Origin of the sequence: Alkaliphilus metalliredigens QYMF (assembly GCF_000016985.1) — a bacterium.
In the GTDB taxonomy this organism is placed as follows: domain Bacteria; phylum Bacillota; class Clostridia; order Peptostreptococcales; family Natronincolaceae; genus Alkaliphilus_A; species Alkaliphilus_A metalliredigens.
Genome location: NC_009633.1, coordinates 3,024,889 through 3,039,998, shown reverse-complemented (window position 1 = coordinate 3,039,998; position 15,110 = coordinate 3,024,889). Strand labels below are relative to the sequence as shown.

The window sequence follows — 15,110 nt, the reverse complement described above, 5'->3', positions numbered from 1 at the left end:
ACCCCTTGTTAATTTATATACCAGAATACATACTGCAGTATGTATTCTGGTATATAAATTATACTCTCACGCCATATTGTTTGTCAAGTATCAAACAATATTTTGCTAGATTGTTTCTTTTTTATTTGTATCAATAAAATAAACTTCTTGATTTAACATTTTACAACTTATACAATGTATATATAATTTGCAATATACATTAAAGCTATTATGAAAGGATTATGTGTATGTCTATTAAACCTACCACAAGAGAAATCAAATCACATCATACAAGACAAGCTCTCATAGAATCCGCAATGGATCTATTGTTCAAATATGGCGTAAAAAAGGTAACAATTGATGATATTTGTAGCGATTGTGGATTAAGTAAAGGAGCATTCTATCACAATTTTCCTACAAAGGATCATATCGTCGTGCTTTCTGTAAATGCTGGTTTGGATAAATATATTGACCAATATTTTGCACGGGATAGCAGTAAATCTGTAGCTGAACAATTAATTGATCTAAATATGTGTGTATTTAAGTATTTTAAACATATCGGTAAGGAAATGACGAGAGCATCCTACGAAGGTCAAATTCGTTCTAAGGTGGAGGTCCGTATTCCAGGCCGTACCTATGTAGATACTCTTACTTCATTGGTTCAACAGAGTTTTGAAAAGAATTCTTTTTCTACTAATTTAAATGAAGATGAAACTTATATGCTTTGTATCGCTACATTTACCGGAATGCTTATGAAATGGTGTACGCAAGATGATGCTATGGATAAAATATTAGATTGGTCTAAAATGATCCAGGAGCAATTTAATATACTAGTCGGAAATAAAACAAATTAGAAAAGACCCTTTATCAATGAATGATAAGGGGTCTTACTTTCTAATTCCTTATTTTGTTTTTACATACTCTGCAGATTCTGTTCCAGCATATAGACCAGAAGGAAGCGCGGGGACGGGGTTGCTGCTTTGCGAAGTGAATTATAGTAAGATAAGCAGGGGTGAAAATTATGCCAAGAACAACTAGAAAGAAGAGTCAAACTAGAACATATCATATAATATTGAGGGGAATAAACCGGCAGAGCATATTTGGGGATGATGAATTAAGGCAGATAATAAAAAAATCAATTTAAGGTAGAAGCATGGACGTTACAAAAAGAATCAAAAGAAAAGAAGAAAATGATGTTAAGGAAAGCCTTAGAGATAGAATGAGTATCAACAAGGCATTTAGCAAGAGTTACTAGGGTATCGGCGAATACTATTTGGAAATTATAATATGTTACACAGAACCAAAGCAATAACCCCGTCCCCGTGCTTCCCCGCGCTTCCCCGTTCTTCTGTTTTAGACCATGATCCATTCCAGAGAATTGATCGTCGGGGTGTGGGGCGATTAATGGAAATCGCAGTGGAGCTTGGACGAAAGGTAAAGCCAGAACTGAAAATTGGAATCTGTGGAGAGCATGGTGGGGACCCAAGTTCTATTGAACTTAATTTCATCAGTGATTTTAAGTGCAATACCCTATTTTATTTAAATTTCGATTTTATTTAATTAATATTCTGCTCAGAGGTAACCTTGATATAGTATCCATAATCATCCTATTATGAATCTCATTATATGAGTAACTTTAAGATTCTGCTCGGTCTTCCAGATTTACCAACTATTTTTTTTCCAACTACCTCAATATATCCAGCTCGTTCAAGCCTCTCAATGATTCTGTTCATACTTCTAAGGGAATTTCCAAATTCCTCAGACAGTTCTAAGCTAGTGAAGGTAGACTTTTTATATATATCCATAATACATTTTAACTGATAGATATTGTTTATACTGACACCACTTTTTTCTGAGATATCCTTGAAGGGGAGATCCAGTGGTGAAATGTTGTTGTTGACTTTATCGAAGGGCGTAATCCTTTCCATACTATTTCTATCGTATACGACAAAGCATTGATTTCCACCCATCTTTAGGGCCTTGTTCTTTCCAATGACTGCATTGGCCTTAGCTTCCCTTGCCGTGATCCCAAAACCAATTCCAACACTAACAGTGTTGTCGGTTTTATTTTTTATAGCGTTTAGAATAGAAAGCTCCCTCAGATTTTTAGTCTCGAATTCAACTATTTGCTTCGTTGTGAAAAGCAAGTAGTTTTTTTCAGTTTCAATGACTGCTGCTTGAATACGTTGTGTAAATTTATACACCTCTTCTGTTACTCTTGATTTTTGAAGCATAATGCTGTACTCATTTTCAGATATTAGGTCATACTCATTATTCAAATCAATTTCTATGGATATAACGACAATCTGGCTAACGCTCATACTTTCAAGTCTAATCTTTTCCAACAGATCATATAGCTTGTTCTTTATTGCATTTTGATTTGGAGTTAAGAGAAGACTTGGCACCTGATGGTCTTGAAGTAGCATATAAACAGAGGAAATCCCTGTAATGCTTATTAGGCGGGGCTGTGCTAAATAGTTGTTTTTGTGAAACGTAAATAAATCATCTATAAGGGTTTCGTTAAAAACATCAAGCTTTGATACATAGGCAGAATATTGTCCGGAGCTTAGGCCTGAGTCTTCATATATGGCTCTTACAGTATCTTCAGAATAAGAGTCAATGCTAATTTGAGTGATGTCCATATTATGCTTAAGGTTAGCTTCCAGCAAAATGCGCTGTAATTGACTCTCATCGTTTTCGATATAGACCCAAGGCTTTTGTGAATGCATGCTGTGATTCATAATGTCAAAAAGAATTTTTCCAGTAAAGATAATACCGTCAAAATCATTAATATGCTCTTTTAGATAATTGACGGTTGTTTGAATATGGATCATCTCATGGGCCTTAATAGGATAGCCATCAATATTGGGAAAACTCTTATCAATCACCTGCTGAATTCGATCGATGTTGTCAGTATGGCCTACTATGCCAATTCTTTTCATGCTATCACCCTGTATAATGAGGTATAGGTCCTCATTATAACTTTTCCTTTCTGAGTATTTTAAACAGTAATGCTTTGGAGGGAGATTGATCACCCTATAGTCATTTTAAGATATACAATAATTAAAGTCAAATTAAAGACACTATAAAGCTTTGTATATATGTGTTAAGCTTTAATCAATAAATCTCAAGGGGGAATTAAAGTGATTAAATATGTTGCAGAACCTTTTAAAATTAAAATGGTTGAGCCACTGAGAATTACAACAAGGTCAGAAAGGGAAGAGAAGCTAAAGGAAGCTAATTACAACCTTTTCGGCATTGAATCTGATGACGTGTACATTGATTTATTAACGGATAGCGGTACTGGTGCAATGAGTGATGCCCAGTGGGGAGGTATGATGACTGGTGATGAGTCTTATGCTGGGGCAAGAGGCTATAAGAGGCTTCAAAATACAGTCAAAGATATATTCAAGTATAAGTACTGCCAACCTGTACACCAGGGTAGAGCAGCGGAGCAGGTTTTACTTCCAAGCCTACTTAAAAAGGGTCAAAAATGCATATCAAATATGCACTTCGATACGACCAGAGGACATGTAGGCCTTCTTGGCGCAAGGGCAGTTGACATTGTGGTGCCTGAAGCAAGGGATACTCAAACATATGTGGCATTTAAAGGCAACATGGATGTTGAAAGATTAGAGGCTTATATCAACGAGGTTGGCGCAGAAGAGGTTGGACTTATCATTATGACGATCACCAACAACTCTGCAGGTGGTCAACCTGTTTCTATGGCAAACATTAGAGCGACAAAAGAAATTGCAGATAAATACGGCATTACTATGATAATCGATGCTGCCAGATATGCAGAAAATGCGTATTTCATTAAGCAAAGAGAAGAAGGTTATGCAGATGTTGAAATTATAGATATTGTTCGAGAAATGTTCAGCTATGCTGATGCTTTTACAATGAGTGCTAAAAAGGATGCTATCGTTAACATGGGTGGTCTTATCGGTATTAGAGACTCTGAAGATTTATTTACGAAGGTAAAGGGTCTGACAATTCCATATGAAGGCTTTGTAACCTATGGTGGTCTGGCAGGAAGAGATATAGAAGCTCTTTGTATAGGCCTGTATGAAGGCTTAGACAAGAACTTTCTACGATACAGAATTGGTCAGGTTGAATACATTGGTGCAAAGCTTAAGGAAGCAGGAATCCCCTTCCAATACCCTGTAGGTGGTCATGCGGTATTCCTAGATGCTAAAGGTTTATTGCCACATATTCCATACTTCCAGTTCCCAGGTCATGCTTTGGCTTGCGAGCTATACCTTGAAGCAGGTATTAGATCCTGCGATATCGGATCTTATCTTCTAGATCTAGACCCAGAGACCGGAGAGCAGCAGGAAGCAGAAATGGAGTTTACAAGACTGGCTATTCCAAGAAGAGTGTATACTCAAGCTCACTTTGATGTAGTCATTGAGGCTCTAATTAACATTAAGAAAAAAGCAAGTGAAATCAAGGGTTATGAGATATTGTGGCAACCACCTGTACTGAGACACTTCACAGCAAAACTAAGACCCATTGAATAAGTAATACTAGAGCTTAGATATCTAGAATTAAAATATAAAAAACCCTGATTTGATATGATCGAGTTTAAAAGACAAGATCATACAGATGAGGGTTTTTCTTTATTGGGTTTATCATAAATTATATTTTCATTCAGCAAAAGCTGTATATAAAATCGATGCTATTACGAAGAAGCTAAACATAAGGAAATAACCAGAAGTACGCAAACTAATAAATATTATTGCAATTGACGTCGAGCATATAGCTGGCAATGAAGCCATTAAATATGTAAACGTTAAAAGATAATGATGAATAATAATTATTCAAATTGTTTCATAATATGAGAAAATAGTGACATGACATATGCTGCAATTTTATTATCACCTGTAGCTGCTATATGTTGGCGGAAAAATGTTATCTTATTTTGTGTTAGATTATGGGTAGGTGAACTGTGAAGGTTGTGCCAAATCCTAACTCACTATTAACGCCAATACTTCCCTGATGCTGTTGTATAATTTCTTGTGCAATGGAAAGTCCTAAGCCGGTCGATTGGTGCTTTTCTTTATTACTTATACGATAATATCTGTCAAATATCTTATCTATATCCTGTGGAGATATTCCAATACCTGTATCTGTAAAGGATATAATGGCAGTATTTTCTTCCTTTTTTAAAGATACAGATACTTTGCCATTTGGTTTTGTATAGTATATTGCATTTAGGAGAAGATTTTGAAATGCCTGTTTAAGACGATACTCATCTCCCCAAGTAATGCAATCACATTTCAACTCTGTTTCTATATAAATGTATTTATTTTCTCCCTCTATACTACACGCACTAATAACATTTTTAATTAGGTCTGTGATAGGGACCCGATCTGTATCGAGGATCACTTGCTTATCCTCAAGTTTGGCCATTAAAAATAAATCTTCAACTAGATATTTGGTAAAATCTAATCTTTCCCTTATTATTGGTAATTCCGTATCGAGTAGTTCTGGTTGTTTAGTAATTTTTTGAGTACAGCCTTGCATAACAAATAATGGAGTACGTAAATCATGAAAGATATTCATCATAAGACTATGTCGCCGTGTCATCTGTTCTTGCAAAGCCTGGTTACCTTCCAAAACCTTTTCATCCAGATTATGGTTCATTTGCTCTAATTCCTTAGCAAGGATTTCAGCTTCAGCAAATTTTTCAGCGAAAATTTGATTTATTAATAACATACAGCAAAAGGCAAAGGGAATATTAAAAAGCTTTGAGAATTGCAAGGCACGCAAAGGATAGCTTATACTTAAAGATGACAGAGAAGATAAGGGTATAACCATACGTAATCCTAGGCTTAAGGCATGGCTTGCAATCAATAGCCATGCTCCTTTTCGTCTGTCAGCGCAGGCATAAATGAGAACTCCAATGGAAAATAAGAACAAGCTATAAACATAAATTTCACTGTGCAATTTAGGAAAAATACTTTCCATAATGGACCATAACACCAAAATAGCAATAACTCCCCTTATACTTAGAAGAATGTTAAAACGTCCAGGAAGCTTAATATCAAACATTTTAAAGCATATAACAATATCCAGAATTACGCACCAAGCAAAAGCATAGTATCGTAAGAAATTTATACCTGCACCAACAAATAGTGGAAGAGCACTCCATAAAGTCAATGCACCGGTATATATAGCAAACCATAATAGGTATTTTTCTGTTTTTTTGTGGAGATAAAGGGAGAGTCCATATATAGACATTAAAAAGGTTGTTCCAAGGCTGAAAGCAAATACCATATTGAAGGTTGAAAGTGCAGTTTCAGCACTAGATGTAGTAGTTACATATATAGGAGTATTATAAGGATTTATACTTGTGTTAAAGACAACTCTGATTTTGTTATCTATAAACCAATCGGAGTTAAGTAATAGTCTTGAAAAGAATGAAGATTCCTTTAAAACAGTACCATTGATTAAAACGTCCGATGGCAATTTTCCATAGATAAGTTCCAATTGTTGATTTTCATTTTTTCTAACTAGGTCAAAGTAATAGGTATTCGTTTTTGAATCCCAGTGATAATTTGCAAGTGAATATATGCTGTTTTCTCTCTTATCAGATAATGTGTCACCGTTTTTTAAAGCACCAAAACTATTATTTATTGTTACGCCTATAAAGAAAGTTAAACTGGATATTATTAGAAATACAAGTATTGCTTTAAAATAATCTCTTTTCATATACATTCCCCTTTTTATTTCCTTAGTCATAATTATATATCTATTACGTCTGTCAAGATAGTCTGAATATCTGATTATGGTATAATTAAAAATGCGGAGAATTGCTACCCTTATCGTCGAATTTACGAAGAAATAGCCAGGGGGATGAAAGGAATGTTGAAAGTGCCTCAACAAAAGTATATCAAATATTTAATGTAAAGATTTAAGCATATCTGAACTTAAAGAGTACCTATGCATTTTCCAGTTGCAAAACACTGAATATCCTTGTGGAAATAGTAAAAATTGAGGTAATATTGATTTAAGGGGTGAAATTATATGATAAAGGTTCTTTTAGTTGAAGATGATACGTTAGTAGCAAAGATAATCCTCTACTACCTTGAACAAGCTGAGACATATGAAGTTATTTGGGCCAAAACAGGTAGCGAAGCCTATGCAAATGCAAGAGATAAATTTGATGTGATACTCCTTGATATTTTGCTGCCAGATGTTAATGGTCTTGACCTTTGTTCTAGGTTGACAGAGTGGCATGATTGTCCTATTATTTTTATTTCATGTCTTGACTGCAGTGATACAATTGTTCAAGCTTTAGAGAGGGGAGGCGACGATTTTATAGTAAAGCCTTTTGATAATAAAATTTTGGAGGCACGAATAAAAGCAAATCTGCGAAGAGCGAATAAATCACCCAATAAAGCTAATAATATTTTAGCTTGTACCGGTTTTAAATTAGATGCAAATCGTCATATTGTTGTAAAGAACGAAGGTGAATTAAAACTCTCTTCTACTGAATTTAAGATATTGTCATTTTTAATGCAGAATCCAGGGCAATATTATACCCCTAAAGAATTATATTATAAAATCTGGGGAGCAAAAAGCTATGGGGATCCACGAACTGTGATCGTTCATATACATAATATTAGAAATAAAATTGAAGAAGATGTGAACAATCCTAGATTTTTAAAAATGGAGTGGGGACAAGGATATTACTTTGACCCTAAGGGAAAAGCTAATTGAGTTAAATATGAAATAAAATATCATACATATTCAGGGGGAGAGAAAATTTAACTTCCCTATTATGAGGAAACTACAAATTAAAAAGATATTAATTTAAACAGAATAAATGTTAAGATTTCTTAATCCCTAAAAATGCTGATTGCGCATGATAAGGGATTTTTTTATGCATTAGACGGTATAGTTGCTTATTAATGGTAATATTTTCTTTTTGAAGTCAAAAATCACTATAAAATCTTAATAACTATTTAATCAATAAGTTGCTTTAAGTATGTTAAAATTTAATCGAAGTCAAGAAAAAAAGGAAAGGAAGTGCTTCGATGTGAAATCTTCAATCAATCTGGGATTAATGAGGTTTTTATTGACGCATATCTCGTGTGTAAAAAGTAACATTGTATGAAATCGAGGTTTAGTTTATGGCCTAGTTTGTGAAAAAAAATATCTTGGTTAATCATAAACGACAAGAATAAATAAAGCCCTCGAAGTTTTCAAGAGATTACTAATTTAAGATCGGAGGAGAAAAAATGAAAAAACTTATTTCATTACTTGTTTGTATTTGCATGATTACTTTTATATTTGTGGGGTGTACCACGGAGGAGCCAGTTGTACTGATTAACGACAGCTTTGAAGGTACTGCTGCTGGTATGCAAGGACCAATGACTGTAAGGATTACTGTTGAAGACAGTAAAATCACAGATATTGAGTTTACAGAGAACTCTGAAACTGAAAGTGTTGTAAGAGTAGCCCTTGAACGTATACCAAATCAGATAATTGAAAACCAAAGTTTATCTGTAGATATTGTAACAGGCGCAACTTTGACTAGTTTTGCTATTATTAATGCAGTTACTAATGCTGCTAGAGAAGCTGGCCTAGATGTTGATGCTCTAAAGGAAAATAAGGTAGTTGTTACACCAAAGGATCCTGAAACATGGGATACAGATGTCCTTGTAATGGGTGGGGGAGGCGCTGGTCTTACTGCAGCAATTAGTGCAGCAGAGCAAGGAGCTAGCGTTACCCTTATTGAGAAGGCGTCTGTATTAGGTGGAAATACACTGTTGGCAGGTGCAGCATACAATGCAGTTGATCTTGAGGCACAGAATAACATGATATTAAGTAGAGCTCAAAAAGATACATTAGATAGTTATCTTGCCCTTAGTCCACTTGATCCAAAGCTGAAATTCGACACTTTTCCTGAATGGGAAGAAGTATTGACAGAGCTCAAGGCTGATATAAATGCATTCTATTCAAATAATATTGGAAAAACCGCCGGAGCGGACATGCCTGGTTTTGACTCTAGTGCATTACACATGTGGCATATGTATACAGGAGGACTTCGTGAGTTATTAAATGGTAGTTGGATTGCCCCAGAAGTTCACCTTGCGAGACAGTTAGCTATTAATTCTTTAGATGCTTTTCAATGGATGGGAGAAGTTGGTCTTGAAGCATCTTACGGTGCTGATGCTAAGTATGGGGATGCTCCTGGAACTGGTACAGTACTTGGTGCTATGTGGCCAAGAACTCATACTTTCATGACAGGTACTCTACGTATCCCTCAACTTGAAAAAGTTGCAAAGGATAAAGGCGTTATAATATATACTGATACTACAGGCACTGAACTTTTAGTGGATGCATCAGGCAAGGTAGTAGGTGCAAAAGCTGTCCAGGTAGATGGCACACAAATCACAATTAATACAACTAATGGAGTTGTTCTTGCAACAGGTGGATATAGCGCAGACGCGACTATGGTTAAGGACTATGATAGTTATTGGGGAGATGACCTTTCAAGTAGAACACTATCAACTAATATGGGCACTAACCAGGGCGATGGAATTGTAATGGCTCTAGAAATCGGTGCCGGTGTAACTGGCATGGAAGTTGCTCAAATGATGCCTTCTTCATCGCCTGTTAAAGGTACTATGACCGACGGTATTTGGGCTGATGCAGCAGAGCAGATCTGGATTGACGGAGAGGGCAATCGATTTGTAAATGAATATGCTGAACGTGATGTTCTTGCTAAAGCTTCACTAGCTCTTGAAGATGGTATTTTCTATATTATCTATTCAGGCAGAGGAGATATTGGAAACCCTGATGAGCAATTAAAAGGAACTGAATATAATGCACGTGTAGCAGCCATGGTTGAAGGTGGTCATGTATGGTATGGTAAAAATATCGCTGAATTAGCAGAAGCTACTAAAACTTCTGCAGCAGGTGTTGCACCTGGATTTACTGAAGAACAATTACGTAAGACAATAGAAAAATATAACAGCTATGTAGCAAATCAAAAAGATGATGACTTTCATAAGGAAAATATTGCAGGAGCCATTGATCTTGAGTATATAGAATCTAATGACGATGTTGGAATTGCCATAAGTCCAAGAAAATCATCATTGCATCATACAATGGGTGGTACTGTTATTGATGTCGAAGGTCATGTTTTAAATGGAGATGGAAAAATTATTCCTGGTTTATGGGCAGCGGGAGAAGTTACAGGTGGAATTCACGGTGGTAACAGACTTGGTGGGAATGCAATTACTGACATATTTGTTTTCGGACGCATTGCAGGAATAAATGCAGGAGCGGGAAAATAAAAATTGAATTTTTCTTATCGTTGATTAACTGAAGAATCATAAAAAATGCTGTGCGAACCGTCCCTTAGTTTAAGGGGCGGTTATATTATTTCAACACCAGTCTACAAGTTTGATTAAGGCGTCTGATTTTCTTGTTTTATGGAATTGTTTTGGAAGCACCACATTACTTGTAAAGTGCTATAACAATGTGTAACCTTGTCACATCTGTCATACAATCGTATAATTGTATGATAGGAAAGGATGTGCTCGTATGCCTGTAAATTCATTTGAAAACTATCCCATGGCTTGGAAACCAGTCTTAGATAAAACTGTTAAGCCATTATATTTAGCATTAGCAAATCAACTGGAACAGGATATTATAAATGGAAGGATACTTCCAGGAACTAAATTGCCACCCTATAGAGAATTGGCTGATTTCTTAGACATAAATGTAAGTACTGTTTCAAAGGCTTTTAAGGTGTGTATCTTAAAAGGGATATTAAGCACAACAGTGGGAAGTGGTACATTTGTTTCCTTTGATGCCTTATCCAATACATATCTACTTACTGATGGCAGACCAAAAAATATGATCGAAATGGGAGCTACTATTCCAGAGCCAGCCTCTTATGAACCCCTGATGCTACAATTAAAAAACATAGTGAGTGAATCTGACCTTATCAAATGCTTCGGCTATAGTAGACCCGGAGATGTGCTTTGGCAGAAAGACGCGGCGGTAAAACTGATAAGCAAGGGTGGTTATACTACAGATATTGAAACTATATTGTTTGCCAGCGGTGGTCAAAATGCCATCACAGCTACACTTATTGGTTTATGCCAGCAGGGAGATAGGATTGGCACTGACCCCCATACCTATTCTGGTCTAAAAACAGCCGCCAGTATGCTTGGTGTTCAATTAGTACCTATTAAAAATAAAGGGCTAGAAATGGACGAGGATGCACTAATTTATGCCTGTAAAAATGAAAATCTAAAGGGTATTTATCTGATACCAGACTACCAAAATCCAACCAGCCACACCATGTCCATTGAAGGCAGAAGAGCATTAGCTAAAATTGCGAAAGAGTACAATGTTTTTATCATAGAGGATGCTACTTACAGTCTGATGCATGAAAAGCCAGTACAGGCTGTGGCATCATTTGCACCAGAACACACAATCTATATAGCCAGTATGTCGAAAGCCATTGCTCCTGGTCTACGCTTGGCTTATGTATCAGTGCCAAAGCAGTATAAAGAACCTCTGTCCAATGCACTTTATAATATGAATATATCTGTTTCTCCACTGATGGCAGAATTAGCTGCTCGTATGATTGTGTCAAATGAAATTGATACCATTATTGATAATCACCGAAAGAACACAATTGAAAGAAATCAATTGGTTAATGATTATTTGTCTGAATTTGATTGCCGTGGTGAAGATACCTGTATTTTTCGTTGGCTAAAATTATCAAACCAAACATCAGGAGCTCATTTTGAAACCTTGGCCTTAGAGCACGGTGTTCAAGTATATGCAGCAGAACGATTTGTGGTTGGAAACAGTGATCCTGAAAAAGCAGTTCGTCTATCTATTTGTGCACCTGAAACCATAGAAGAGTTAGAAAAAGGTTTAGAAATCTTAAAACAACTATTGCGTTCCCTTAAATAAGAAGAAAAGTGTACGCCATACAATTATATAATTGTATGGCGTATTTACATGTGCTAGCATAGATTATAAGATAAATCTTTGTATGCAAAGGAGGTCGGTGCAGATAATGAAAACATTTCGTTTTGCTATTAAGCAAATAATACCTTTGTTATTTTCATATACTTTTGTCGGTATTGCATTTGGAATTCTAATACATGAGGCAGGCTATTCAGTTCTTTGGGCTTTTTTATCAGGCGTTTTCATTTATGCAGGCGCTATGCAGATTGTTATGGTTTCCCTCATAATCTCTGACGTACCGCTGCTTATGATTGCAATGATGACATTCTTCATCAATGCAAGACACATTTTCTACGGTATAGGATTTGTGGCTAAATTCCGCAAGATGGGCTGGAAGTACCCTTATATGGTTTTAACACTAACCGATGAAACCTATTCAGTTTTTTGTTCTATCGAATATCCAGAGAATATAGATGAGCAAAAAGCAGATTTCTATATTGCTCTAATATGCCATATGCTGTGGGTTTTAAGTTGTACAATGGGAGCTTTAATTGGTGAAATCCTACCCTTTGATATGACGGGAATTGAGTTTTCTGCTACCGCATTTTTTGTTGTAGTTTGTGTCAATCAATGGCATCAATTTGAATCCCACATCCCGGCTATCACAGGTTTTGCCAGTGCCATTGGATTCTATATTCTATTAGGAGCAGACTACTTTTTACTTCCTGCATTATCGGTGAGTTTAATTACACTGACCATTATGAAGGAACGTATAGACATGCAGACGGGAGGAGTGAAGTATGACAATTGATTTTGGCTCTTCTGCTGCAGTCCTTATTGTAGTTGCCTCAATAACAGGGCTCACTCGTGCTGTACCGTATCTTTTGTTTGGTGGAAAGAAAGAACTTCCCAGAATTGTTCACTACCTTGGTACTGTATTGCCTGGATCTATCATGATTATTCTAGTGATATACTGTCTAAGAAACATTGACTTGGCCGCTTTCCCCTTTGGTATGGTGGAATTACTTTCAATTGGCATTGTGATAGTTGCTCAAGTCACAAAAAAGAATACTTTTCTCAGTATCTTTCTCGGGACAGCCTGTTATATGATTTTAATTCGTATAGTGTTCTAATATGATCTAAATTTTATTGAAGAAGGTGAAGATATTTTACTGTGAATAATTACAAGAAGTGTTCCATAAAAGTAAAAAATAATGGTTGGTCTATTTTGTTAGCTACAGCACAAAGTATCATTAAAAGAAATCAGAAACATACGTAGAACCAACTAAAAGAATACTGAAAGCCTAGAAATACTTAAAATGGAGGGAAATCCCTCCATTTTTCAGTTGTTTCATTAATACAAGGGGCTTAAGTGTATAAAACAAAATATAAATGTTAAGAGTATCTAATAGAAAAAACCTTTAACTTGCAGGATTTTGGCGTTTTATAGCGTATATAATGATAAAGCATATAATAGTAGAAGAAAATTTCATAAACAAGCTAAAGAAGCATATTTATTTAATACAGGGTAGTGATTGATCAGATCATGAAGAAAGGTTGGTTTTTCTAGTGAGGAGTCCTAAAGAGGTAACAGAAGCACTTGAGGTGAGTTATCTTGCTCCAGTAGCTCAAAAGAGTAAGGAGTCAAAGGGAAGAAGAATACCAGAAACGGAATGTGATATACGGACAATCTATCAAAGAGATCGAGATCGGATTATTCACTCTAAATCCTTTAGAAAACTAAAGGGAAAAACCCAGGTATTTATTGTGAAAAATGATCTCATGAGAACACGCTTGACCCATACATTAGAAGTCAGTCAAATTGCAAGGACCATCGGTCGCGCCCTTAGGATCAATGAGGATTTAATTGAGGCCATAGCCATGGGCCATGATTTAGGACATACATGCTTCGGGCATTGCGGAGAAGAAGTACTTCATCAGCTCACGGGACATTTTAAGCATAATGAGCAGAGTCTTAGAGTGGTAGATCAGTTAGAGCGAAATGGGAAAGGGCTGAATCTAACCCTGGAGGTAAGGGATGGGATTTTAAATCATACAGGACCCAATGCGCCCATCACATTAGAAGGAAAGCTGGTAAAAATAGTGGACCGCTTAACTTATTTATGTCATGACATTCAAGATAGTATAGATGCAGGCATCTTATCAATAGACGAACTTCCTAAGGATACCTGCAGGATATTGGGAACAAGACATAGTGATCGAATCAACACATTTGTAGTTGATATGATCAACGAAACACAAAAAAAACTCCAGGAGGGTGGGGAAGTTAGGGTATATCAAAGCGACCTGGTGAAACAAGCCATGATAGAGTTGAGAACATTTATGTTCGAAAGAATCTACCGAGGAGAAATTTCTTTAATCGAAAAAAAGAAGGCAAAACTTATTGTAGAACTTTTATACCAACACTTCTCAGAAAATCCTGAAAAACTCCCAGAGGAATATCGCAATCTAATTAAAAAAGAAGGATTAATGAGAGCCGTAGCAGATTATATCGCTGGGTGCACTGACTTCTACGCAATCCAGTTATTTGAAAAGATTTTCTTACCTAAATCAAGATAAGTTTTTTAAAAAATAAGGAGGAATCGGAGAGATTCATGTCGAATAAACATCTCTAGACCTAAAATAAAGGAATTGAAACCCTTATGAAAGTAATCATTGACGGGGATGCATGTCCCGTAAAAAACATTTTATTTAACATATGTGAGCACCATGATCTGGAGCTGATTTTAGTTCACAGCATTGCCCATATGTCAAAGGGAGAACAAAAAATCGAGACCATCATCGTAGACAATGAAGCTGAGGCAGCAGATATTATGATCATGAATCGAACAAAGGCAGGTGACTTGGTAATAACAGCGGATACAGGACTAGCAGCCCTTGTGCTAGGAAAAAGGGCATTTGTTCTCAGTCCCTGGGGTCATTTTTATACCAATGACAATATTGGCAGTTTGCTAGATCGGAGATACCTTAATCGAAAAATGATGCTTCAAGGAGGACGTGTTAAGGGTCCTAAAAAGCGAAATAAAGAAGATGATCATCGCTTTCAACAGGCTTTAGAATCATTTTTAGAAAAACATTTACGCAATTCCTCCAAACAAGAAGGAGTTTAAAGATAAAAACAGAATAATGTGTAGTAGAGAAAGTAATACAATCTAATTTGA

General features: G+C 36.0%; 13 protein-coding genes. 11 read left to right on the top strand and 2 right to left on the bottom strand.

Going from position 1 to position 15,110, the window contains the following annotated elements; translation table 11 throughout:
- The first annotated feature begins 227 nt into the window (after positions 1-227).
- The 3 genes from AMET_RS14800 (at position 228) to AMET_RS27065 (ending at position 1,539) form a co-directional block, all read left to right on the top strand.
- Positions 228-833: a TetR/AcrR family transcriptional regulator gene (locus AMET_RS14800; RefSeq protein WP_012064117.1), complete on the top strand. Its 606-nt coding sequence runs from the start codon at positions 228-230 to the stop codon at positions 831-833.
- Positions 834-1,000: 167 nt separating this feature from the next.
- Complete coding sequence (locus AMET_RS26930) at positions 1,001-1,123, top strand: hypothetical protein (protein WP_278184213.1); 123 nt, start codon at positions 1,001-1,003, stop codon at positions 1,121-1,123.
- 143 nt (positions 1,124-1,266) lie between these two features.
- A complete protein-coding gene (locus AMET_RS27065; protein WP_083761011.1) occupies positions 1,267-1,539 on the top strand; it encodes a putative PEP-binding protein in 273 nt (90 codons plus the stop codon).
- A gap of 62 nt (positions 1,540-1,601) precedes the next feature.
- Here the strand turns inward: AMET_RS27065 and AMET_RS14790 are convergent, their stop codons facing one another.
- Positions 1,602-2,921, bottom strand: coding sequence for a hypothetical protein (locus AMET_RS14790; RefSeq protein ID WP_012064116.1), 1,320 nt, complete (start codon positions 2,919-2,921; stop codon positions 1,602-1,604).
- Positions 2,922-3,122: 201 nt separating this feature from the next.
- Between AMET_RS14790 and AMET_RS14785 the strand changes: the two genes are divergently transcribed.
- Complete coding sequence (locus AMET_RS14785) at positions 3,123-4,502, top strand: tryptophanase (RefSeq protein WP_012064115.1); 1,380 nt, start codon at positions 3,123-3,125, stop codon at positions 4,500-4,502.
- Positions 4,503-4,908: 406 nt separating this feature from the next.
- Here the strand turns inward: AMET_RS14785 and AMET_RS14780 are convergent, their stop codons facing one another.
- Complete coding sequence (locus AMET_RS14780; protein WP_012064114.1) at positions 4,909-6,696, bottom strand: sensor histidine kinase; 1,788 nt, start codon at positions 6,694-6,696, stop codon at positions 4,909-4,911.
- 315 nt (positions 6,697-7,011) lie between these two features.
- On the opposite strand from AMET_RS14780, the gene AMET_RS14775 reads away from it, so the two are divergent.
- The 7 genes from AMET_RS14775 (at position 7,012) to AMET_RS14745 (ending at position 15,059) form a co-directional block, all read left to right on the top strand.
- Complete coding sequence (locus AMET_RS14775) at positions 7,012-7,707, top strand: response regulator transcription factor (protein ID WP_012064113.1); 696 nt, start codon at positions 7,012-7,014, stop codon at positions 7,705-7,707.
- A 521-nt stretch (positions 7,708-8,228) separates the two neighbouring features.
- On the top strand, positions 8,229-10,292 hold the full coding sequence (locus AMET_RS14770; protein ID WP_012064112.1) for an FAD-dependent oxidoreductase: 2,064 nt from the start codon (positions 8,229-8,231) through the stop codon (positions 10,290-10,292).
- A gap of 250 nt (positions 10,293-10,542) precedes the next feature.
- A complete protein-coding gene (locus AMET_RS14765) occupies positions 10,543-11,931 on the top strand; it encodes an aminotransferase-like domain-containing protein (protein ID WP_012064111.1) in 1,389 nt (462 codons plus the stop codon).
- Between the two features lie 106 nt (positions 11,932-12,037).
- The gene (locus AMET_RS14760; RefSeq protein ID WP_012064110.1) at positions 12,038-12,739 is read left to right on the top strand and encodes an AzlC family ABC transporter permease; all 702 of its coding nucleotides are present in this window, start codon (positions 12,038-12,040) and stop codon (positions 12,737-12,739) included.
- A complete protein-coding gene (locus AMET_RS14755; protein WP_012064109.1) occupies positions 12,729-13,061 on the top strand; it encodes a branched-chain amino acid transporter permease in 333 nt (110 codons plus the stop codon). Before AMET_RS14760 ends, AMET_RS14755 begins: the two co-directional genes overlap by 11 nt.
- Before the next feature lie 436 nt (positions 13,062-13,497).
- Positions 13,498-14,508: a deoxyguanosinetriphosphate triphosphohydrolase gene (locus tag AMET_RS14750; RefSeq protein ID WP_012064108.1), complete on the top strand. Its 1,011-nt coding sequence runs from the start codon at positions 13,498-13,500 to the stop codon at positions 14,506-14,508.
- Positions 14,509-14,591: 83 nt separating this feature from the next.
- Positions 14,592-15,059, top strand: a complete 468-nt coding sequence (locus AMET_RS14745) for a YaiI/YqxD family protein (protein WP_012064107.1) — start codon at positions 14,592-14,594, stop codon at positions 15,057-15,059.
- Positions 15,060-15,110: the final 51 nt, after the last annotated feature.